The following is a 23,627-nucleotide window of genomic DNA, read 5'->3' on the forward strand; positions in this document are numbered from 1 at the left end:
CCCAAGCGACCTCAAAATGCGAGGCTCAGAGGGTTCTGAGTTATCCGCATTCTAAAAGAATAAAGGGAGCTAGGCTCCCTTTATATTAACAAGCACTAAACTGGCTTAGCCTTCAGCCGGATTTGGCTTCGTCATCATCGGATGCGGCTTCAAAATCACCGTCATCGGATAGGCGAATGCCTTTTTGCTTCATGCGCTTAGTCCAAAGTTTACGTGCTAATTGCTGCATATCGGTCGCGGGATCGTTTAAATCGACAATCTCTAATCCTAACATAGATTCGATAATATCTTCTTGAGTCACAATACCTTGGCTACTGCCGTACTCGTCGACCACCATAGCAATTTGGGTGTTACGTTTAATCATACGCTCAAAAAGTGGCAGAATTTTTGCGGTTTCAGGCACCACAAATAAACTCCGTTTAAGCTCACCAATTGGCGCTTCTGGCGTATAACGCTCAGCCAGTAACACATCGGTGCGGGTAATGTAACCAATCACATCATCATGATCTTGGTCGTACACGGGAATACGGGTAAAAGGTTTGTCGCGATATTGGCGCACAAACTCATTTTGAGTCAGATCCACTGGCAGCGAGAACATCACAGTGCGTGGCGTCATGATTGCCGTAACGGGCATATCACGTACCTTGAGCATTTGCGTCAGAATTTTTGACTCTTGCTCATCAAGCTCACCGGATTCATGGCCGATTTTGGCCATCGCGCTCATTTCTTGGCGGATATAATGGCCTTCATCACCTTTGCCCATCAAACGAGTGACTTGCTGCGACATCCAGATCAGCGGTCTAGTGACACGCTTCATCCACATCACGGCAACAGACACGCTCGGTGCGAGGCGACGCCAATGGTTGGCACCCAATGATTTAGGAATAATTTCTGAGAAGAACAGAATAATAAAGGTCAATACGCCCGAGAAAACACCCAACATATCGTCACCAAATACTTTCGCTGCTTGCGCACCCGCAACGGCGGCGCCGACGGTATGGGCGATAGTATTCAACGTAAGGATTGACACTAAAGGGGCTTCGACATTTTCTTTCAGTTTACGCAAGCGCGTGGCTGCGGCACTGTCAGTTTGTTCGAGTGATGCGATATAACTTGGGGTAACCGATAGCAGAACAGCTTCGAACACACTGCACAGAAAAGAAACTCCGACAGCGACAAGGACTATAATGATGAGGGTTAACATATAGGTGGAATTACAACTCCGTATTTTAGGCCAACATTAGCCCGTGGAGATTCTAGCATAGGTTAATTGAGTTACTGGCTAAAATTTATTTGCGTCTGTATAATTCGCCGCCCTGTTACAGGATCCGGTTTTGGTGTTGAGGTTAGCTATATGAGTGAAAAGAAGATCAATTTATTAGACCTTGATCGTAAGGCGATGCGCGCATTATTTGCGGACATGGGAGAGAAACCCTTTCGTGCCGATCAGCTCATGAAATGGCTATATCATTTCGGCGTCAGTGACTTCGAAGAGATGACCAACATCAACAAAGTGTTACGTCAAAAGTTGGCGGCACGCTGCGAGATCGTTGCGCCAGAAATCTCGAGTTTCCAAAAATCGACCGATGGGACGATTAAATTCGCGATCAACGTTGGTCAAGGCCAAGAAGTTGAAACGGTTTATATTCCTGAGGATGACCGCGCGACCTTGTGTGTCTCATCCCAAGTGGGTTGTGCCCTCGAATGTACTTTCTGCTCAACGGGTCAGCAAGGGTTTAACCGTAACTTAACGGTTTCTGAAATCGTCGGCCAAATTTGGCGTGTATCGCACTTTTTAGGTTTTGCTAAAGACACGGGCGAGCGTCCTATCACTAACGTCGTGATGATGGGTATGGGTGAGCCATTGCTCAACTTAGCCAATGTGATCCCTGCGATGGATATCATGCTCGATGATTTTGGTTTTAGCTTATCAAAACGCCGCGTGACCTTATCAACCTCTGGCGTAGTGCCAGCGTTAGATAAGCTGGGTGATGCCATCGATGTGGCACTTGCCGTCAGTATCCATGCGCCAAATGATGAGCTGCGTGACATTCTGGTCCCAATCAATAAAAAATATCCGCTGGATGAGTTTTTAGCGGGTATTCGTCGTTATATCGCCAAATCTAATGCTAACCGTGGCCGCGTGACGGTTGAATACGTGATGCTAGATCACATCAACGACAGCACAGATCAAGCCCATGAGTTGGCTAAGTTGATGAAAGATACACCTTGTAAGGTGAATTTGATCCCATTCAACCCGTATCCTGGCTCGCCTTACGGCCGTTCATCTAACTCACGTATCGACCGTTTTTCTAAGGTGCTAATGGAGTACGGTTTTACAGTGATCGTGCGTAAAACCCGTGGCGATGATATTGATGCAGCTTGTGGTCAGTTAGCTGGTGATATTCGCGATAGAACGAAACGTTTAGCAAAAAAACGCATGCAAGAAAATCAGATTTCAGTCACAATGAATTAACTCTTTGTTTGCACAGATTTATAGGCTTGCCCATGAAGCATGGATTGCCAAGGTTTTCGTTGATTTTAACCCTGTCATTATTGATGACAGGGTGCGTCACTGAGCGTACTTATACTGGGACAGATATTCCTGTTTCGGAACGAAAGTTAGACAAAGTCGCCGCCGCGCGCGAGCGTTTGCAGCTCGGCTTAACCTATTTAAATCGAGGTAACTCGGAACAAGCCAAATACAATCTTGATAAAGCATTAGAATATGCTCCAGAGCTCGAAGATGTGCATACTGCTTTGGCTTATTACTACCAAACCGTGGGCGATCTAGTACGTACCGAAGAGTCGTACATGAATGCCATTAGTACCAAGGACGCCTCTGGCGATTCCATGAATAATTTCGGGGTGTTTTTGTGTCAACAAAAGCAATACGACAAAGCTGAAAAAATGTTTTTGGCCGCAATCGAGATGCCTAAATATACGCGAACGGCCTCAAGCTACGAGAACTTAGGTCTATGTAGCCGTGAAGCAGGACAAGCAGAAAAGGCACGACAGTATTTTCAGATGGCGTTAAAGTATGACCCGAGAAGATCGGTGTCGTTGCTGGAGATGGCAGAGTTAGAAGTCGACCAAGGTGATTTTATTCAGGCGCGAAACCAACTAGCGCGATATCACCAAGTGGCTGAGCAAACTCCAGAAAGTTTAGCGCTCGGAATCAAAATAGAGCAGGCAGTGAATGATGATGCCGCTGTGAAGAGATTTGGTATTTTATTGCTTGCCAAATTCCCAGCATCACCTCAGGCCAAGCAATACAGAGTTAATTTGCATCAATGAAAGATCATGAAACCAATGCGCCAGTTGAGTCGGTAGCTCCGCAATCAGTCGCGCTAGATGTAACGCTTGGAACCTTATTAAAAGACGCCCGCGAAAAAATGGGCCTTAGCATTCAAGATGCAGCGGTTAAACTGCATCTACGTCCTCGCATTATTGAAGACATTGAAGCTGACAATTTTACCAATATCGCTTCATCCACTTATGTTCGTGGCTATGTGAAAAACTATGCCCGTATGGTCAGTGCCGATGCGGCCTTGATTGAAGCGTGTTTAGTGCGGCAAGTGCCGGTGGTGACTGAGCCTGCGATGCAAAGCTTTTCACGTAAGACGACTTACCAAGCTAGCGATACACGCTTAACTTGGCTGAGTATTTTTATCGTTATTGTGTTACTCGGCTCGTTAGTCGTCTGGTGGATGCAAAAAACGACCTTGTTAAGCACTATCGATGTGTCACAGCCTACGGCCGAAGAGGTCGCTGCGGTGAATCAAACGCTGCCCGGTGATGTGCTATTGACCGAAACCGATGCCAGCCAGCAATTGACTGAAATAGCGGCTAACGGCTCTATGTCAATCGATGGTCCGATTAAAGATACCGATGCCAGCACTATCGACGTGAGCACTGGGCCTACTGACAACAATTATCCTCAAACGGCTGATACGAGTAATGAAGATGGTGGCTCCGCTATTGCAGCCGCCACTGGGCCGCAAACCGCGACTCCCGTAGCTCAACAAACTGTAGTTCAACAACCTGTAGCTCAACAGCCAGTTGCCACCGCAACGCCTTCACCTGCCTCAACATCGCCAGCCACCTCAGTCAACACTCTGGTCGCTGTTGCTGGACAATCGATTATTGATGTTCAGTTAACCGGTGATTGCTGGATAAACATTGTCGATGCTAAAGGCAAAGCCTTAGTCGATGGTGTGAAAGGCGCTGGCGCTGCAGTGCAAGTGAGCGGTGTGCCACCGTTTAAAATTATTTTAGGGGCGCCCCATGTGGCGACCTTAAGCTTAGATGGTCAAATGGTTAGCTTAGCGGATTTCCCCAAGGGACGTGTCGCACGTTTAACCTTGCCGAGAGCCTAACGACCGCGTAATGATCTGCAGCACGTACCGAAATAGAGCGTATTAAGCATGTATAATGAAACTCCCATAAAAAGACGTCCTTCCACCCGCATCTATGTGGGTAATGTACCGATTGGTGATGGGGCGCCGATTGCCGTTCAGTCAATGACCAATACTAAGACCACTGACGTTGAAGCGACTATCGCTCAAATTCGTGCCTTAGAAAAAGTTGGTGCCGATATAGTTCGTGTCTCAGTGCCGACTATGGATGCGGCTGAAGCCTTTAAACTCATTAAGCAAGCAGTCAACGTGCCTTTAGTGGCCGACATCCATTTCGATTATCGCATTGCCTTAAAAGTTGCTGAGTATGGCGTCGATTGCTTGCGTATTAATCCGGGCAATATTGGCAATGAAGAGCGTATTCGCAGCGTGGTTGAATGCGCCCGTGACCACAATATTCCCATCCGTATTGGGGTGAATGGCGGTTCATTAGAGAAAGATCTGATGGACAAGTACAAAGAGCCCACGCCACAAGCATTGCTCGAATCAGCCATGCGCCATGTGGACATTCTGGACAGATTGAACTTCGACCAATTCAAGGTCAGCGTGAAAGCCTCCGACGTGTTTTTAGCGGTTGAATCCTATCGTTTATTGGCAAAGCAAATTCGTCAGCCGTTGCATTTGGGTATTACCGAAGCGGGCGGCGCACGCGCGGGTTCAGTTAAATCGGCAGTGGGTTTAGGCATGTTATTGGCCGAAGGCATAGGTGATACCCTGCGTATTTCCCTTGCCGCTGATCCCGTCGAAGAAATCAAAGTCGGTTTTGACATTTTAAAATCGCTGCGTATCCGTAGCCGCGGCATTAACTTCATCGCTTGCCCATCTTGCTCTCGTCAAGAGTTTGATGTGATAAGCACAGTCAATGAGTTAGAACGTCGCCTCGAAGACGTGACTACCGCCATGGATGTGTCTATTATCGGCTGCGTAGTGAACGGTCCGGGCGAAGCCTTAGTGTCGCACATCGGTTTAACCGGCGGACACAATAAGAGCGGATATTACGACGAGGGCGAACGTCAAAAAGAACGTTTTGATAACGACAACATTGTCGATTCCCTCGAAGCGAAAATTCGCGCTAAGGCCAGTCAAATGGCGAACCGGATTCAAATAAAAGACACAACTGAGTAATATGCATATGCATCTGCATTTGGGCATAGATTACGCCTAATGATTTTGAGCTAGGCCCCGAAACCGACGGGGTCGTTTTACGTTTTACGTTCAAAAGCCTATAATGCGTGACATTTTTTATTAATTTAGCTAAATCGGACGAGTCGATACAGTGGCAAAACAGATCCAAGCGATTCGCGGAATGAATGACATTCTGCCAACTCAAAGTCCTCTATGGCAAAAAGTGGAAGCGGTACTACGTTCGAGCGTTAGTGCTTACGGTTACAGCGAAATCCGCACTCCAATAGTGGAAAATACCGATCTCTTTAAACGCTCTATCGGTGAAGTGACTGATATTGTTGAAAAAGAAATGTATACCTTCGCAGATAATAACGGTGACAGCTTAACGTTACGCCCAGAAGGTACGGCATCGACAGTGCGTGCGGGTAACGAAAACGGTCTGCTATATAACCAAGAACAACGTCTTTGGTATATGGGTCCTATGTTCCGCCACGAGCGTCCACAAAAAGGCCGTTATCGCCAATTTAACCAATTTGGCGTGGAAGTGTATGGCATAGGCACGGCGGATATTGATGCTGAAGTCTTGATGCTATCAGCCCGCCTGTGGGAAAAACTCGGTATTAGCGATCACGTTTCGTTAGAGCTGAACACCTTAGGCGATCCTGCTGAGCGCGCGGTTTACCGTGATGCCTTGATTGCGTTTTTAGAGCAGCATAAAGATGCGCTCGATGAAGACAGCAAGCGTCGCATGTACAGCAATCCGCTGCGGGTATTAGATTCAAAAGACCAAAATGTCCAAGCTATTTTGGCTGGTGCACCTGAGTTGATGGATTTCCTCGGTGAAGAATCGAAGACACATTTTTCACAATTGCGTGAACTACTTGACGCAGTGGGTATCAAATACACCATTAATCCGCGCCTTGTTCGTGGTTTAGATTACTATAATCGCACTGTATTTGAATGGGTTACATCGAGTTTAGGCTCGCAAGGTACCGTACTTGCGGGTGGTCGCTACGATGGCTTAGTTGCCCAATTAGGCGGGAAAGATACCCCAGCGGTGGGTTTCGCTATGGGCTTAGAGCGCATTGTCTTGCTGCTTGAAACCTTAGAGCTAAACAAAGATATTCCGTCAGAAGTGGATGTGTATGTCACTGCAATGGGCGATAGCTGTCTGGTTGAAGCGATCAAAATAGCGCAGGAATTACGCAGCGCGCTGCCAAACCTTAAAGTGATGAGTCACTGCGGTGGCGGCAACGTGAAGAAACAAATGAAACGTGCCGACAAAAGCGGTGCGAGTGTGGCGTTACTGATAGGCGAAGATGAACTTGCCGAAGGTATAGTGACGGTTAAACATTTACGCAATGACATCGAACAACAACGGGTAGCTCGAAGTGCCTTAGGCGCATTTTTAGCTGAACTGGCCATTAAGTAATAGATCATATAAGGGGACGTGCGCGTGGAAATATATAGCACAGAAGAACAACAAGTTGATGCTATCAAGCAGTTCTGGAAAGATTACGGAAATTCAATTTTAATCGGTGCCGTCGTCGGTTTAGGCGGCCTGTATGCGTGGAATTATTATTCTGACGTTAAAGTGGCCCAAGCGGAAGAAGCCTCAAAAGCTTTCCACGAGTTGACCACTAAATCAAGCGACGAAGCCGCTATGCTGGCGGGTGTGGCTGAGTTTTCTAAAAATCATGATCAAAAAGGTTATCAAGCGCTACTAGAACTGATCGTGGCAAAAACTGCGGTAGAAGCTAAGGATTACCCTAAAGCAATCGAAGCCTTGAACAAGGTTATTGCGGCTAAACCAGGTGCTGGTTTAGATATGATTGCCACTTTACGTGTCGCTCGGGTACAAGCCGAGCAAGGTCAAATAGACGCTGCTCTGGCAACCTTAGAGCAAGTTACAGATAAAGCCTTCTTCGCCCAGCGCGATGAACTAAAAGGTGATTTCTTAGTACGTCAAGGTGAAGTTGAGAAAGCGAAAACAGCTTATCAAGCTGCCATGGACAATGGTGGTGTGGTGACAAGCCCAGCGCTTAAAATCAAACTTGATAGCCTAAATCAGGCATAAGGGATCCCTTGATGAAGTCTTGGTGCAAAAACCTGCTAGCCGCCGGATTAAGTCTGGCCATGTTATCCGCCTGTTCGTCGAGCGATGTTGAAGACGAGCCTGTCAGTGAGTTAACTGCCATTCAGGCGACAGTGTTCCCTGAAGTAAGTTGGAGCGCCTCTGTCGGTGATGGTGTAGGTGATTATTACTCTCGCCTCGCTCCTGCCGTTCGTTATGGCAAAATATTTGCCGCCGATCGTTATGGTGAAGTCACCGCGTTTGACGAAGCGACGGGCGAGCGCGTTTGGACTAAAGATTTCAGCGAAGAATTTCGTGATAACGCCTTAGCAAAAAACAAAGGTGCGCGAATCGCCGCTGGCGTAACTGCTGCGCGTAATAAAGTCTTTTTAGGGGGAGAAAGCGGGCTGTTAGCCGCGCTGAACGCCGAAGATGGCCAAGTGTTATGGCATGTGGTTGCCGGTGGTGAGTTACTGTCTGCGCCAACGGTTGCCGATGACGTTGTGGTTGTCAGCACCAGCTCAGGTTCACTCGAAGCCTTTAACGTCGATACTGGCGCTAAGCTGTGGGTGTACGAAATGCAATTGCCAAATCTGACCCTGCGCGGTACAGGTTCTGCAGCTTATGAAGCGGGCGGTTTCTTTATCGGTACTGCCGATGGCAAAGTGGCTGTTGTGATTAAAAACAATGGTCAAGCAGCATGGGAACAGGCGATTTATAATCCAACGGGCGGTAACGAGTTTACCCGTATGGCCGACGTGGATATGACGCCGCTGATCCTTGGCGACAATTTATATGCGGTGAGTTACAACGGTAACTTAGTGTCGATGGAATTACGCACGGGTCGAGTTGTGTGGACACGTAAGTATTCTAGCTTTAACGAGTTAGCATCAGCGGGCTTAAGCTTGTTCCTTGTTGACGACCACAGTCGTATCTACTCAGTTGATAAGCGTAACGGTCTAGAGCTGTGGAGCAATTCTGAGTTAGCTAACCGCACTCTGACGTCACCAGCTGTGTATAAAGACTATTTAGTTGTGGGTGATTTCGAAGGTTATTTACACTTCATAGATCGCAGTACAGGGACGATTGTCGGTCGTGTCCAAGTGGACAGCTCTGGATTATACAGCCAGCCATTAGTGGTTGACGATAAAATCTATGTTCAAGGTCGCAGTGGAAAGTTAGCTGTTGTAACACTTCCATAGTTAAAAGTGTTATCCTTGTAGAGCCCCTGGAAGTGTGTTCCGGGGGCTTTTTATTGAAAAGTTTTTTAGAGGCAAAATCATGATCCCTGTAGTGGCCCTTGTTGGTCGGCCGAACGTCGGTAAATCCACCCTATTTAATCGTCTTACGCGCACGCGTGATGCGCTGGTTGCTGACTTTCCTGGCCTAACACGTGACCGTAAATATGGTCGAGCATTCTTATCCGGCTATGAGTTCATTGTCGTTGATACCGGCGGTATCGATGGCACTGAAGAAGGGATCGAGACGAAAATGGCCGAGCAATCCCTTGCCGCCATTGAAGAAGCCGATGTTGTTTTATTTATGACTGATGCGCGCGCGGGTTTAACCTCTGCGGATCTGTCGATTGCGCAACATTTGCGTAGCCGTGAAAAAACCACTTTCGTGGTTGCGAACAAAGTGGACGGTATTGATGCCGATTCTGCCTGCGCCGAGTTTTGGTCTTTAGGTCTAGGTGAAGTTTACCAAATGGCAGCGTCTCAAGGACGCGGCGTGACCAACATGATCGAATACGCGCTGACTCCTTATGCCGAAGCGATGGGCATAGTGCGTCAAGACGAAGGCGAAGTGACCGAAGAGCGTGAATATACCGAAGAAGAAGCCGAAGCTGAACAAAAGCGTCTGCAAGATTTACCTATTAAGCTAGCGATCATCGGTAAACCGAACGTCGGTAAGTCAACCCTGACTAACCGTATTCTAGGTGAAGAGCGCGTTGTGGTATTTGATGAGCCCGGCACAACCCGTGACAGTATTTACATTCCAATGGAACGTGAAGGTCGCGAGTACGTGATTATCGATACCGCGGGGGTTCGCCGTCGCAGTAAAGTACATCAAGTCATTGAGAAATTCTCAGTGATCAAAACCTTGAAAGCGGTTGAAGATGCCAACGTGGTGTTGCTTATCATCGATGCCCGTGAAGGTATCGCCGAGCAAGATTTAGGTCTGTTAGGCTTTGCGCTCAATGCGGGTCGCGCTTTGGTGATTGCCGTCAACAAGTGGGATGGTATCGACCAAGGGATTAAAGATCGTGTGAAGAGTGAGCTTGACCGTCGTCTTGGCTTTATCGACTTTGCTCGTATTCACTTTATTTCGGCGCTGCACGGTACTGGTGTTGGCCATTTATTTGAATCGATTGAAGAAGCCTACGACAGTGCCACACGCCGCGTCAGTACTTCTATGCTGACACGTATCATGCAAATGTCGCAGGATGATCACCAGCCGCCATTAGTGAATGGTCGCCGTGTGAAGCTTAAATACGCGCACGCCGGTGGTTACAATCCACCAATCGTGGTGATCCACGGTAACCAAGTGAGTAAGCTGCCTGACTCGTATAAGCGCTACATGATGAACTACTTCCGTCGTTCATTGAAAGTGGTGGGTACGCCGATCCAGCTGCGTTTCCAAGAGGGTGATAACCCATTTGAAAACAAGACTGAGAAGTTGACTATGAGCCAAGAGCGTCGTCGCAAGCGCGCACAAAGCCATATCAAAGACAGAAAAACCAAATAGTGTTTTTTACCAGACACATTTGAAACAAAAGGAACCTTAGGGTTCCTTTTGTGTTTTAAGACTGTTTAATCAGGGTTTACATCAATATCAATGTCCTCTAGAGAGTAGATTCCAATAATTAGATTAAATATGGCTAGCAGATTAAATCAGCAACATACCTAACTTAATATCTCGAATATTTTAGACAACTGTCTGTATCGGTCGTGCTCTTTTGTTTAGCATTTAGCTGCTCAACAGGAACTTAGAAGTCTTTCTCGCCTTTTATTAAGGCTGGATGACCCGATATGGCTTTTGAGGTGTGCATACCCGCCATCGTCGCCGCTTCGACGCAGCCCGCATTAAGGCCTGTCTTTATCCAATCGCCCGTCATATACAAGTTATCTATCCCTGTGCCATCTGTTGTGATGCGATACTGCGAGCTGTCCTTAACTGACAACACATAACGTTCGGATGGGTCTACATTCGCGCGCCAATATTGGCTATCGAAGCGTGCAACGCCTTGACGGTCTTGTTCATCGTGAAGCCATTCCCAAGGGAAGCTATCACCGACATTTTGCCAAAGCTTATGGATTTCGGTATTGAGTTGGTGGATAGCACCTGTTTTAGCTTCTAAGGTTTTCCGTTGTTGGAAATCCACATCCGAGCTTGGTGGATAGGCTTCGACAGGCAATGCCGAGCAAAAGTAGCTGGCGTTTTTAGGTTCTAAACCGCGCCAATCTTCTTTGTCTAGCAGTTGGTTCATCGATGCCCAAGTATCAAATGGTTCGGTGAAACCCGATAATACGGGTTCCTCGCCATCTTCAGAGTAATTAGGCCAGCCTATTCCATTCAGATCTTGATTCATCCACAGTTGATAGGCTTGAGTCGCAACGGTTTGCACCTTATCAACGCAAAGTGTGAGGGCGGGGCTTTGTGCCATCACTTCACTCGCCACATGGGGTACAGAACCGATGGAAAGGCCGAAGATGACTTTGTCAAAATCCACCCCTTTGACTAAGCGCTTTTTCGGCAGGGCTTTGCCAAAGTGCGCTTCATACACGCTGTCCCAATCGCTCCAGAAGTGTTCCAGATTGATATTATGGGCTTTAAGCAACGCCGCTTGTTCAGGCTCAAGCTGCTCATAATTTGGCGTACTCGGCCAGCAGGCTAGACCTTTCACATCGACCAAGGGATCGTAGCTTGTGACTGTCGGCGCCAAGGCAACTTGCTCAGTGATCTCAATCGCTTGAATACTTTGATTACGGCATTCGAGGTTATCGACGCGATTGAAGTAGTGGAAGTTGACGCCACGGCGTTTGAGCACTTCGTAGAAAGGGGTAAACACAACATCACCCATTCCCGCCTGCATTTTCCACATTACGCCACCTTGATAGCAGAGGGCGATACGCAGCATTGCGCGGATAATTGTGCCCGCTTCGACATTGGGTTTATCGAAGTTACCTTTCTCATAGGCGAAGACTAAGTCGTAAAAACCGCGCACGGGTGCGCTGTCGACTGTGTACTTAAGGCTGGCGCCGTGTTTGGTTAACCATTCGCGATAATCATAACCATTGATGGCGTCAAAGCCTTTTTCAAATACATCGTCGGCAAACATGCCCTTGAGTATCGTGAGTCCGAGATCGGCAGCAATATACAAGTGACGCAGTTCGTCATTGTTATCTAAATGGCCGCTAAAACGTTTCACGAGTCGTTGATGCAGGGCATCGACGGCCGATTCGACCAAGCCATCGTCACTTTCACTGTGAACATGCTCATCGCACTCGCGGCCAATCATTTGATTGAAATGGCATTCGAGCTTATCGCCGAGCGCGTCGAGTGATTCTTTGGCATCTTCGACTGAATCCTCTAACTTATCTTTTAAGCGTTCAAACCAGCTGCTATCGAGCCAGTTTTTAGGTGTTCCCGTGGCTTTTTCATCGGCATCAAGCAAGTCATCCATGTCCTTGAGCCATTCTTTGATCCACGCAAAGGCGACTTTAACAACTTTCCAGAAGGTGAGGGTTTCGGTGCCATCACCAGGAATGCCGGGTAGCGTCGGGAAAGTGATCGGCCAACTCACAGAACGGCCATCGACCTCTTCCTGTAATACGATGAAGTTATGGGGTTTAAAGGCATCAAGAAAGGTCGCGAGCGGCGCATGTGCTGGCCTATCCAATTCTTCATACGCTTTACGCATCAGGGCAAACGCGTTTTGATAGAAACCAAACCAAATATGTAAGCCATGTTCTTCAATGCGTTGTCCCATAGCAGCATTGCGGCCACTTGCCCCTTTTCCGCCAATACGCCAGCCGAGTTGGTAGACATCAATCTCGTATTGATTCTGCCAGCCGGGTTTGTCGGTCAGATAACAGGCTGCGGTCATTGCCGCGACACCGCCACCGAGAATGGCAATTTTCTGTTTTTTGATTTCGGAGTTATCAACTAATACTTCACCGGGTGGTACTTCAAAATCAAAGTTCACATGGTAAGGCAGTAAGACATGCTGCTCACCAATCTCGACCCCGAGCGTGTCCTGTAACGGGAAGCTGGCATTATCAAAAATGGTCGCGACAAAATCATTTTTGAGCAGGGCAACACTGTGCACTTTATTCACTTGGGCAGGTGCGGCGACGATGGCTTGATAAACGGCTTTTTGCCCTGATGAGTCAGGGAACTGCTTTAGAAATACTTGATCGATGGCGGGTTTAAATAGCAGATGAAACAGCTGTTCTTCGCCGAGCTGGTCGAGCTCTGGGATGAAATCAGTTTGTTCTTTAAAGAGTTGCCAGGTTTGGGTTATCGCTTCAAGGGTTGAAAGCTGCGCCTCGGGTTTGGCATCGCAATTCACTTCAATCAATGGATGCAGGGCGAGTTCAGTTTCTGGCGAAAAATGTAAAAAACTTTTGGCAGCAAGCGATAATCGCGTCAGAGGCTCACCCACAGCTGGCATAGTGTATTCACATAAATATTTAGGATAACCAAAGAGTTCACGGCCATTAATTAAGGCCATGGCATCGTTCACCCAAATGTGTAGCGGCTGAAAATAGACTTGGCTGATTTGTGTGCTGTCGCTGCTATCTTGGCGCCCGACCATGACCCAAGTGATGATGTCCGTTTCTTGGATCCACCCTTTTGCTCTGTCTTCTGGATACGCGGAGTAGGCTTTTTCAATTTGAGTGAAGGTTGTCAGTACGTAGGGCGATAACACTTTAAAATACATGGCACTACCGGCAACTTGATTCAAGGTCTTATCGATAGAGCGTTGGAGATTTGCCTGTTTCCCCTTCAGAAAAAAACCGTACATATCGGCTTTATTTAACACTAAGGGGGAGTGCATCAACATACTGCCTTGGGGATAAATAAAGTCGGGGCGCTGTTTTTCCATGGCGTTCATCCTTAAATTTCAGTGTAAGTCCAATGATTTGAAAGCTATAACCCAAAAAGCATAGGCCAAATAAGCTATTAAGCCCATTGATTTTACAATAGATTTATTAAGAATTTGAGAGGGGGTAACAGGATTGAGTAGCAAGTTGGATATTATCCAACTTGCTCAGATTTGGCAGGCTTAGCGCAGAACGAATTCGTTAAACAAACCCGTGGGCTAGGGTACTTAGATTCAGTTACTTCGATTTATTTTGGTAGAAATCCACCTCTGTATTATCGTCCGAGTAACGTCGCTTAGTATCCCTGCGGCGCTGTTTCACGCGTTTATTCTTTTGCTTACCTTTGACGTTATCGCCCCATGGCGCATCATCGTCGTCAAATTCATAGGAGTGTGACATGGTCAAAATTCCAAAAATACCTGTGCCATTCGCAGCACCCGATCTTTTTACCCAAAGGTGAGATGAAGCTAAAGCGAAATATTTCATCATTGATGGTGAAAAGTTTTGCCCAAGAGCCATATCTTGCCACTGAAATAAACGTATCTGTGATTTTAACTGGGAGGATGTGGTTTATCTTGATGATAATAATAGAGTAAATGTGATTCTAATCATGAATCACATTATGTGATTGAACTTGGCGCCTAGAAAGGAGGGCGCCAAGTTTTGATACAAAATAATGAGTTAGTGTTACTTGCTGCGCAGCATACGTGCGACGAACATGCCATCACTGTTGACCTCAAAGGGCCACACGGTCAACATTTCTGTTTGTTCACCGCTAAAAGGATGGCGTATCGGCGTGAGCGTGAACTCTGGATGTTGCTGTAAAAACGCCGTTACCACGTCTTGGTTCTCGATGGGCGACAAGGAGCAAGTGGCGTAAACGAGGATGCCGCCGGCCTTAACTGCGCGGCTACTGCGGCTTAAAATATCGAGCTGTAACGCGGCTTTATCGGCCACCGCTTCAACAACATCCAACCAACGCATATCGGGATTACGTCGCCAAGTGCCAGTACAACTGCACGGGGCATCGACTAACACACCGTCGAAATGATCCGCAGGCACGGGGAGGGCATCACTCTTCCAACGGGCCACACTAATGCCGTTAAAGTGGGCTCTTTGGGCGCGTTTCATCAGTTCTTCTAGGGCATTGGAGCGAATATCGGACGATATAATACTGCCCGATGGCATTTGGTTATCAGCAGCTTTAGCTAACATCAAAGAGCGCAGTTGCAGGGTTTTTCCACCAGCACCGCTACAAGCATCCCACCAATGGGCATCGGGTTCAGGTGCGCAAATTTGTCCTATCACCTGTGAAGCCAAATCTTGGATCTCGATTTTACCGTCTTTATACAGGGCTATTTCATTAAGATTCATACTCTTACTGCCAAGATTGATGGCATCGCTAAAGTAATGGCCATAACTCGCTTCTATGCCGAGCGCTTGCAGTTGTGTTGCCGCATCTTGACTCGTGATCCCTTGCGCGCGTCCCCAAATCGGCGGGCGACTGGACATAGCTGCAATTAATTGCGTTTGCTGCGCCGCATCAACAGGGCACACTTGCCAGAACCAGTCGGGTAATAAATCCTGTGCCTTAAACTCAATCGCGGGAAATAAATGCTCTATCAGTGCCAGTTTGTCGTCGAGACTTTCAACGGCAAGTGCTTGAGCTTGCTGATAATCGATGGGCGATTGTGATAACTCATGCCAAGCGTTGGCGATATCTTGCCAAGCATGGGCTTCCAATAGGGCACTGGCGCTTAGACTGGCAAAATAAACGGCAGATTCTTGCTGATCGCCTAATCGCTGAAACCACCCCCACCAGCGGAACAGACTAAATAAGGATTCACGAATGACTTTACGATCCTTTGAGCCGTGTTTTTTATGTTCTCTAAAGTAATTTGCCAAAATACGGTCTGCGGGCATTTTACTGCTTTGAATTTCATCGAATAATTGTTTAATTGTACTGGCGTAACTGAGCGCGCGTTTTTGCGCTGGAGTGTTCGCCTGAACATTTAACGCCGATGATGTGACTGAGTTGGATGCCATACCGGAAGAGAAGCTGCTTGGATTACCCATAAATTTAGCCTAGATCATACTTCTGTGACTGCGCCTTATGTAAGAGGCATAGCTGAACAGAGGGGAAAAATAAGTGGCGCAGAGTGTAGCAGTTTTGCCCGATAACAGGCAGTAAAAAAGCCCCGAATTAGCATCAGCTAACGGGGCTTTTTGTGGTTGAGTCACTGAGACTCATGGTGCATTCAGTACCTAACGGTTATTTGCAGGCTATTCGCGCAATGACCGTTTAGCAGATGACTATTTCGTCACCATCTTTTGGATTTGCTTAGCCCGTTCTTCATCACTCATTTCCACCGGTGGCGGCGTGATTATGCCTTTTTGGCACGCAGGTCTGAGCGCTAACTCATCTAACCAACGTTGCAAATGGGTCAAACCTTCCATATTGATGCCGCTCCACTCGTGGATACGTACCCAAGGCCAAGTGGCAATGTCGGCAATCGTGTATTCGTCACCAGCAAGATATTGATTTGTCTCGAGTTGAGTATTCATGACTTCGAATAAACGTCGACCTTCTTTTTGATAACGGTCAATGGCTGCGGGGATTTTCTCAGGGAAGTATCGGAAGAATACGTTTGCCTGTCCCATCATAGGGCCGACGCCGCTCATTTGGAACATTAACCATTGGATCACCTGTGAGCGCTTTTTAGGATCAGCAGGCAGGAATTTACCTGTTTTTTCGGCGAGATACAGCAGAATTGCACCCGATTCGAATACCACAAAATCTTCGTTGTCGCGGTCGATAATGGCGGGAATGCGGCCATTTGGATTAATGGCAATAAACTCAGGCTGTTTTTGCTCGTTGGTGCTGAAATCTAGCTTGTGGACGCGATACTCTAGCCCCATTTCTTCCAGTGCGATGGAGATTTTAAAACCGTTAGGGGTCGCGGCTGTGTATAAATCTATCATGATGATTCCTTTAGGTTATAACGCTTATAGCTACTCACTTTTTGGCCCTTTAAGGTTTTAGTGCCGCTATTTTGTAGGGGTTAACGATACTATGGCAGGACGCTGCGCCGTAGTGATGAACCAAGCCTTAAGATGCGGCAAGCTGTCAGTGACTTCAATATCTAAATTTTTAATAAAGCTGATAAAAACGTAAGCCGAAATATCGGCGATGCTGAATTCATCGCCTGCCACAAAGGGTGATGTGCTCAATTGTTGGTCTAATGTCGGTAGGAAGTCAATGACCCTTTGGCGTGATTCTGCACCCCAAGATTCGACACAATTTTCCCTGTCTTTATAGACACCACTTAAATTACGAAAGGCTTGAAAGCCGACCATTAAGCCTTGTAACTCTATGATACGTTGCCACATTTCTACTTTGGCGCGCTCAAGTGGCGTATTACCAAATAGCGAATTAACACTTGGGTGGATTTCTTCTAAATAACGGCAAATGGCGATGGATTCACATAGGTAGCTGCCATCATCGAGTTCGAGCAGTGGAATGCGGCCATTTAAACTTTTGCTTTTAAACTCGGCACTTAAATTTTCACCGCCGCGGATATCGACGTTCACCCTCGGGATATCAATACCTTTTTCCGCTAGGAAAATACTGACACGGCGCGCGCTAGGCGTAGGGGCTAGTTCATAGAGTTTCATTTAATGTCCTGTAGTTTTTATCAATGCTTTATGCTCGATTTAAGCATATAAGACTTTAACGGAACGATCGGTTAGGATAGAATTTACGCCATATCTAAACGATCAGTCAAGAATGATTTACTCCTCAACTTTCTTTAGTAAACAGAAATGCGGTGATTGAGGAGTGCTAAAGCTGATCGTTAGCGCGTATTCAAGAGATTAGGTCACAGGCTTATGGCACGAAGTTGTAATTTTGATCGGCAGGAAAAACTCATATTGGCGATGGAGCTTTTTTGGCAAAAGGGCTTTGCCGAAACCTCGATTTCCGATCTTGTCGGCCATTTAGGTATTAATCGATTTAGTCTTTATAACAGTTTCGGGGATAAGCAGAATCTTTACCGCGAGTGCCTCCGTTTTTACCTCGATAACTACTCCTTTGGCGCCTCAGATACCCTGTTGCATGAAAAAGCGGGCTTGGCCGAAATAGAAGCTTATCTAGCGCGCTTTGTTGCCCTGCAGAGGGAACAAAAATACGGCTGTTTTATGCAAAATGCCGTGCTTGAAAAGAGCCTCGACGATGAGAGTGTGCTGCAGGAATGTCAGCGATTATTTTGCCGATTACAGGCTTCATTTACCCAAGTGTTACGGGATTGCCAAGCGCGAGGCGAGCTACTCCCCCATGTACAACCACATCAGGTCGCTGCATTTTTAGTATTGCAATTACAAGGAATTAGGGTGTTAGGTAAAGCGGGTGAATATGAGCTGCTAGACAATGCCTTCGCAGTTTTACAGAGTTACTTGGGCACTTTAATTACAAAAGTTTAAGTGCAAATTAAGCCATTTAAGGTGCAAGTTGCAGCTTGAATGGCCTAGGTTTTACGCCTAGGCCATGTTGCTTTTAGTAATCTATTTTTTAACGGTCTATTTGTACGAATCAATTGGTTAAAAATCAATTGTCTAGAAGTCCAAATCCAGCGCGAAACACAGGTATGCCATCAACTGAGAGCAGTGGGCAAATTGCTCGGCGCAGAAGTTAGCGGTATCTGGGCGACAGAGTTCTTCAAAAGCAATATTTTTTATGGCGATAAAATCTTTGCGTTTTAGCTCGGCCAGCATAGGGTGGTTTTTATCAAATCCCTTTGGTGGTCGAGTTAAGCTATCACCGTCCATGTTAAATCCATGACTTTGTAAGGTTTGTAGCGCTTTTTTATAGCCGTTGGGATTCTCATCGATGCAAGTGCGAATGGCATTTAAGGCTTTCGATTCTGGGTGCCAAATCCCTGCGGCAATAAAACAGCCATCCTCGGCAATGTGTAAGTACAGTCCCGGCGCATGCACGTCTTTGCCCTGAAAATGGCGGAATTGAATACCAACATTGGTTTTATAGGGCGTTTTATCTTTGCTAAAACGGCTGTCTCGCTGGGGGCGCATAAGACTGCCACCGACTTTTTTCGGTACGGCAGTGAGCCTAGGCGAGAGGGCGAGGATACTGGGCTGCATTTGCTCGATAAACTGTAGCGCTGGGGTTCTCACTGTTTCTTCGTATTCCGCCTGATGGGCTTTAAACCAGTCGCGGGAGTTGTTTTGCGCCAGTTGATTTAAAAATTGCAAACTTGCAGCGCTGAACGTTGCACCAGTCGCAATAGGAATTTTAGTCGTGAGCGTGGCCATTATCGGTGAACCTTATTAATGCATGTGAAACGAGTGCCAACAGTCTAGAGATGCAAGCAGGGCGAACTGCCGTATATTCAACTATTTCAAGGTCGTACACTCTATAGAGGATGAAAGGCTATCAAATATGGCAGTCATACTGCCATCCTTAGGCAAGATCTTCACTTAAAATTTTTGAAGCGTACCGTTTCTATCTTGTTTTCAACCAGACCGTTATTTACACGTAAAGCCAAGTGAGAACTATTCTTATCTTCTTCGTTAGTGCCTATAATGCCGCCCTATTTTTAGATTGGTTTGTTAATAGGAAGACGTTGAATGGGTTGCTTGCCTAAGTTTGAGAAGTGGAAAGCGAATAGAAATCTGTCGCTTATGGGATTATGTATATTGCCCTCAATGCCGTTGTACGCCGCTGAGGTATTGGGCGAGCCTAAGGTTGAGCCAATTGAAATCCTACAGGTTCATGGGCAGCAATATCGTAGGGCCATCACAGTCGCTAAACCGGGTGAAGCGATTATTTCCATGGAACAAATCGAGGAGATGCAGGCAACGACCTTCGCCGAAGTGATTGATGATATGGCAGGGGCGCATATCGATGGCGGTACTCGCAGCGGCGGTGAGCGGATTAATATTTGGGGCTTTGGCGAGACCGAAGATTTTAACGTTTATGTGGATAATGCTCCGGTGGGATTTGAGCAGTATCGCTATGGCTCATTTTTCCTCGATCCTGATCTCATCAAACGAGTGGAAGTGATTAAAGGCGCCCATGATGTGCGCTCGGGTAATGGCGGTTTTGGTGGGGCCATGTATGTGGTCACTAAATCGGCCGATGATTTTCTTAAATATGATCAATCCTTTGGAGCGCGAGTCAAAACCAGCTACGCCAGTAATAATGACGCTATGGGTTATACGGGGACAGTTTATGGCCGAGTGAATTCACACTTATCTGGCTTGCTGCATCTTACACGCCGTGATGCGGGGGATGTCACTTTAGCCAATGGCGATGAGTTTGAATATTCGGGCTATGAGCAAGATAACTATCTAGGCAAGATGGATTATGAGCAGGGCGATCACCAACTTGCCTTGAGCGTGACCCATTATCTCGATGAGGGCCGCAAACCTTGGGCCAATCGCCGTGGCCCTATGCCTGCCATCTCAGACTACAACATCAAAAAGTACGGTTCTTACGAGCAGGCGCTGTATGCCACCACTGCCTACAACACCTATGAAGACAACACTTGGTCAGCCAATTATCGTTATTCGCCGAGCAATCCGTTGATCGATACTCAAGTGGTGATCTCCCATTCGGCGAATGCGCGCCACTGGATAAGACCCGATATCGCGTGGGAGAAAATGACAGTATCCGTAGGCAACTTCGGCCACGAATCTTGGCTAGATTACAAACGTGATTATATTGATATCAACAACTTGAGTTTGATTGGCGATCACGAGATCACCACAGGATTGCAGTACCGCAGTCTCGACCGTACTTCGCTTGTGTTTAACAAGAGTTATGAGAAGAATCCTGAGAAAAACTTTGGCTGGTACACACCTTATTATCAACCTGAAGGTCGCCAAGACACCTATGCCGTGTATGTTCGTGATGCGATTCATCTCACCAACGACTTAACCGTCACTCCCTCGCTGCGATATGACTTTATCTACAGCATAGGTCGGCCAAATATTGCGCCAGATTATAACGACATCAGCGCGGGGCACGATTATAGCTCGACTCACCACTCGGGGTTCTCTCCAAGATTAGGCATAGATTACCAACTGACAAACTACGCTCGGTTAAACTTTGATTACGCTTATAGCCTGCAGGCCCCTGTGGTGGATGAGATTTATGCCGTGCAATACGCCAAAGCCAGCATTACCGGCACGAGTCGCGACATCGATGTCGAACGCTTACACGCTTTCAAGTTAGGCTTGATGACGCAGCACCAGCATCTGCTTGCCAATGATGATGCGCTGTCGACGCAGCTCACTCTGTTTGCCAACCTAGGCCGCGATGATATCGCCCAGCGCCGTGGGGCTAAGTCTGATAAAACCCAGTTAATTCAAAGCGGTTACACCAATCTTGATGGTTACCATATTTACGGTGCCGATTTTGAGGCCCAATATCGCTATCAAGACGTGTTCAGTGATCTGGCGGTTTCATGGCTTCAAGGTCAGCACAATGGGTCACTTAGAGATAGCCAAGATGACGACGAGTATTTAGCCAACATGGCACCGCTCGATATTCGTCTGCGTTTAGGCATGTATATTACCGATGATATTTCAGTGGCTTGGCAGGGTGCTTGGTATGATGCGCAAACTAATGTTCCCCACGGCGATATCTTTAATGCCGAGTCGCCGAGCGAAAATTACTTCTTGCAGAACCTGTACCTCGCCTATGAGCCCCAATCTGGTTTAAAGGGATTAAGCGTGCGTTTGATGGTGAAAAACCTCACCAATCTGCAAGTGGTGCCGTTTCTCTCCGATGGGATCCCAGCTGCTGGGCGCGATGTTCGCTTGAGTTTAGCTTATGAATTTTAAAGATTAATCACCAAGGCAGTGTGGGCGCGGTTTATAAAACTTATAAAAAATAGGGTTATATTGCTTAAGCCCCCTGCCGAAAAAAGCCCGTTTATGGCATAATCCGCGTTTTACTAGGCATATAGAACAGAAAAATGACTGAAAATGAATTGCTAAGTCGCTGTGGCGGCAAGTGTGAACTGTGTGGCAGCGAGATCGAACTCTCTATTTATGATCTGCCAGCCTCCGATGGCCGTGACAATGAGATCATGATTTGTGAAACCTGCAGTGGCCAAATTGCGGCACCGGATACCATGGACATGAACCACTGGCGTTGTCTAAACGACAGCATGTGGAGCCCAGCTCCGGCAGTTCAAGTGATGTCATATCGTATGCTTAAGCGCTTAAATGGCGAAAGCTGGGCGCAAGATTTACTGGATATGCTTTACCTTGAAGACGATGTAAAAGCGTGGGGCGATGCTGAAGTTGCCGCCGCAGGTGACGACACTACCCCAACGTTAGACAGTAATGGTGCCGTGCTTAACGCTGGCGATACGGTCGTGATCATCAAAGATTTAAACGTGAAAGGCACTAGCTTTGTGGCTAAGCGCGGTACAGCTGTGCGTAATATTGCTTTGACTAACAACCCAGAGCACATTGAAGGCCGTGTTAACGGGACTCGCATTGTGATCCTGACGTGCTTCGTTAAAAAGTCTTAAGTTGAACCTAGTGTGGGCTCGATTTATCGAGCCCACACCATAAAAAACCGCCATACTCGTTAATCGACATGGCGGTTTTTTTATTTTGAATTAGAGAGTTAAGATACGCAGCGGGTGACTTGATATTGGCGTGCATAACCCTGCGGATTAAATTGCCAAGATAGTATCCACGCCATCAGACTTAAGCCCCCGAGCAACAACCATGCACTGTTAAAGCTATTGAAATTATCGCGAATTAATCCAGCAATCCAAGGCGAAATGGCGGCAATGGTATAACCCACACCTTGTACAAAGGCGGTTAATTTACCCGCTAACATCGGATTTTGTTGATGATCCATAGTCACAATTAATCCGAGTGGAAAAATCCCGCCTATGCCTAATCCCGCCAATCCCGCCCATAAAAATAGCGACACTTGAGGAGCGAGTGCAAGTCCCATAAAGCCGATGAGTTGCAGTAAGCACAGTAGGGCAATAATAGCGCGTCTGTCCGTTGACTTGCTTGCAAGCCAAGGAAACACTAAGCCCGCGATCACTTCCATACTGGTTAAGAAACCTAACACTAATCCCGATTGCGTTTGGCTATAACCTAGCTCGACCGCGTAGGGCGCTAACCATGCAAGCACGCAGACATAACAGCTTGTGCCTAAAGCAAAAAATATCGCTAATAGCCAACTGCGACGAAAACGCCAAAAGCTAAGCTGTACAGTTTGCTCCGTAGTTTGACTCGGCAATGCGGCGTTATGTTTAACCATCAGCCATAGCGCCAGTGCCACTATGCCTAACCAAGTCCAATGGCCTAACCCCGCGCGCCAACCTAAGTTCATCCCGATAAAAGGCGCACTGCTGGCGGCCAAAGCGGCGCCGCCCATAATGGCGGTGACGTAAAGCCCCATCATTAAGGGCACCCGTTCACCGAAATTGAGTTTGATCATAGCGGGCATGATGGTCTGAATAAGGGCGATACCGATTCCCGCCAGTAATGCCGAGCAGATAAGCCAGCTTGCATCCATCGCCCAAAAACGCATTGCCGTGGCGACGATCAAGAGGAGCAACGATCCCGTCATCACGGTATTAAAACCTAACCGTTTAGCGATACTAAAACCCGCAAAGCAGCCCAGTCCCATGGCGAGCACGGGCAGCAATGTCAGCATAGACGCTAGGGTAAAACTTAAGCTGATATCCTCTTGTATACTGGGCAGCAAAGGCCCAACGGAGGCGAGAATGAGCCGTAGATTTAGACCAATAAGGATGAACGCGAGTCCGAGCAGCAATAAATTCACTTTCTCTGTCAGGGGGGATCGCATGGATTGTCTCCAAAAATAAGCTGAGTTTGATTTGCTGA

General features: G+C 47.1%; 19 protein-coding genes. 11 read left to right on the forward strand and 8 right to left on the reverse strand.

Features of this window, described 5'->3' with window-relative positions; genetic code table 11:
- Window positions 1-112 precede the first annotated feature (112 nt).
- On the reverse strand, window positions 113-1,204 hold the full coding sequence (locus MO387_RS00965) for a hemolysin family protein (protein ID WP_107946911.1): 1,092 nt from the start codon (window positions 1,202-1,204) through the stop codon (window positions 113-115).
- A 150-nt stretch (window positions 1,205-1,354) separates the two neighbouring features.
- On the opposite strand from MO387_RS00965, the gene MO387_RS00970 reads away from it, so the two are divergent.
- The 8 genes from MO387_RS00970 (at window position 1,355) to der (ending at window position 10,365) form a co-directional block, all read left to right on the forward strand.
- The gene (locus MO387_RS00970) at window positions 1,355-2,476 is read left to right on the forward strand and encodes a bifunctional tRNA (adenosine(37)-C2)-methyltransferase TrmG/ribosomal RNA large subunit methyltransferase RlmN (RefSeq protein WP_006082485.1); all 1,122 of its coding nucleotides are present in this window, start codon (window positions 1,355-1,357) and stop codon (window positions 2,474-2,476) included.
- 32 nt (window positions 2,477-2,508) lie between these two features.
- Window positions 2,509-3,297 (forward strand): type IV pilus biogenesis/stability protein PilW, encoded by a 789-nt coding sequence (pilW, locus tag MO387_RS00975; RefSeq protein ID WP_006082484.1) that lies wholly within the window; start codon window positions 2,509-2,511, stop codon window positions 3,295-3,297.
- Window positions 3,294-4,379, forward strand: a complete 1,086-nt coding sequence (locus MO387_RS00980; protein ID WP_107946912.1) for a RodZ domain-containing protein — start codon at window positions 3,294-3,296, stop codon at window positions 4,377-4,379. The genes pilW and MO387_RS00980 overlap by 4 nt, the downstream gene beginning before the upstream one ends.
- Before the next feature lie 48 nt (window positions 4,380-4,427).
- Window positions 4,428-5,543, forward strand: coding sequence for a flavodoxin-dependent (E)-4-hydroxy-3-methylbut-2-enyl-diphosphate synthase (ispG, locus tag MO387_RS00985; protein ID WP_006082482.1), 1,116 nt, complete (start codon window positions 4,428-4,430; stop codon window positions 5,541-5,543).
- Window positions 5,544-5,694: 151 nt separating this feature from the next.
- Window positions 5,695-6,975, forward strand: coding sequence for a histidine--tRNA ligase (gene hisS / locus MO387_RS00990; protein ID WP_107946913.1), 1,281 nt, complete (start codon window positions 5,695-5,697; stop codon window positions 6,973-6,975).
- 24 nt (window positions 6,976-6,999) lie between these two features.
- On the forward strand, window positions 7,000-7,620 hold the full coding sequence (locus MO387_RS00995; RefSeq protein ID WP_107946914.1) for a tetratricopeptide repeat protein: 621 nt from the start codon (window positions 7,000-7,002) through the stop codon (window positions 7,618-7,620).
- Between the two features lie 11 nt (window positions 7,621-7,631).
- Window positions 7,632-8,819, forward strand: coding sequence for an outer membrane protein assembly factor BamB (gene bamB, locus MO387_RS01000; RefSeq protein WP_063883273.1), 1,188 nt, complete (start codon window positions 7,632-7,634; stop codon window positions 8,817-8,819).
- Window positions 8,820-8,898: 79 nt separating this feature from the next.
- Window positions 8,899-10,365, forward strand: a complete 1,467-nt coding sequence (gene der / locus MO387_RS01005) for a ribosome biogenesis GTPase Der (RefSeq protein ID WP_106649962.1) — start codon at window positions 8,899-8,901, stop codon at window positions 10,363-10,365.
- Window positions 10,366-10,606: 241 nt separating this feature from the next.
- Here der and MO387_RS01010 read toward each other — a convergent pair whose 3' ends face one another.
- The 5 genes from MO387_RS01010 to MO387_RS01030 all read right to left on the reverse strand — a co-directional run bounded on the left by MO387_RS01010 (window position 10,607) and on the right by MO387_RS01030 (window position 17,402).
- Window positions 10,607-13,729, reverse strand: a complete 3,123-nt coding sequence (locus MO387_RS01010) for an NAD(P)-binding protein (protein WP_242325938.1) — start codon at window positions 13,727-13,729, stop codon at window positions 10,607-10,609.
- A 235-nt stretch (window positions 13,730-13,964) separates the two neighbouring features.
- Complete coding sequence (locus tag MO387_RS01015) at window positions 13,965-14,126, reverse strand: hypothetical protein (protein ID WP_006080915.1); 162 nt, start codon at window positions 14,124-14,126, stop codon at window positions 13,965-13,967.
- 288 nt (window positions 14,127-14,414) lie between these two features.
- Complete coding sequence (locus tag MO387_RS01020; RefSeq protein WP_107946917.1) at window positions 14,415-15,803, reverse strand: RsmB/NOP family class I SAM-dependent RNA methyltransferase; 1,389 nt, start codon at window positions 15,801-15,803, stop codon at window positions 14,415-14,417.
- A 237-nt stretch (window positions 15,804-16,040) separates the two neighbouring features.
- Window positions 16,041-16,709, reverse strand: coding sequence for a glutathione binding-like protein (locus MO387_RS01025; RefSeq protein ID WP_107946918.1), 669 nt, complete (start codon window positions 16,707-16,709; stop codon window positions 16,041-16,043).
- A gap of 66 nt (window positions 16,710-16,775) precedes the next feature.
- Window positions 16,776-17,402 (reverse strand): glutathione S-transferase, encoded by a 627-nt coding sequence (locus MO387_RS01030; protein WP_107946919.1) that lies wholly within the window; start codon window positions 17,400-17,402, stop codon window positions 16,776-16,778.
- A 213-nt stretch (window positions 17,403-17,615) separates the two neighbouring features.
- Between MO387_RS01030 and MO387_RS01035 the strand changes: the two genes are divergently transcribed.
- Window positions 17,616-18,206: a TetR/AcrR family transcriptional regulator gene (locus MO387_RS01035; protein WP_107946920.1), complete on the forward strand. Its 591-nt coding sequence runs from the start codon at window positions 17,616-17,618 to the stop codon at window positions 18,204-18,206.
- A gap of 132 nt (window positions 18,207-18,338) precedes the next feature.
- Here MO387_RS01035 and MO387_RS01040 read toward each other — a convergent pair whose 3' ends face one another.
- On the reverse strand, window positions 18,339-19,052 hold the full coding sequence (locus tag MO387_RS01040) for a DUF2461 domain-containing protein (protein WP_242325939.1): 714 nt from the start codon (window positions 19,050-19,052) through the stop codon (window positions 18,339-18,341).
- A 315-nt stretch (window positions 19,053-19,367) separates the two neighbouring features.
- Between MO387_RS01040 and MO387_RS01045 the strand changes: the two genes are divergently transcribed.
- On the forward strand, window positions 19,368-21,587 hold the full coding sequence (locus MO387_RS01045; protein ID WP_242325940.1) for a TonB-dependent receptor: 2,220 nt from the start codon (window positions 19,368-19,370) through the stop codon (window positions 21,585-21,587).
- Between the two features lie 134 nt (window positions 21,588-21,721).
- Window positions 21,722-22,285 carry an alkylphosphonate utilization protein gene (locus MO387_RS01050; protein ID WP_242325942.1) on the forward strand — a complete coding sequence of 188 codons (564 nt, stop codon included), beginning with the start codon at window positions 21,722-21,724 and terminating at the stop codon, window positions 22,283-22,285.
- 98 nt (window positions 22,286-22,383) lie between these two features.
- Here MO387_RS01050 and MO387_RS01055 read toward each other — a convergent pair whose 3' ends face one another.
- Complete coding sequence (locus tag MO387_RS01055) at window positions 22,384-23,589, reverse strand: MFS transporter (protein WP_242325943.1); 1,206 nt, start codon at window positions 23,587-23,589, stop codon at window positions 22,384-22,386.
- Window positions 23,590-23,627 lie beyond the last annotated feature (38 nt).

The sequence above is a fragment of the Shewanella sp. N2AIL genome, assembly GCF_022690845.1.
Classification (GTDB): domain Bacteria; phylum Pseudomonadota; class Gammaproteobacteria; order Enterobacterales; family Shewanellaceae; genus Shewanella; species Shewanella baltica.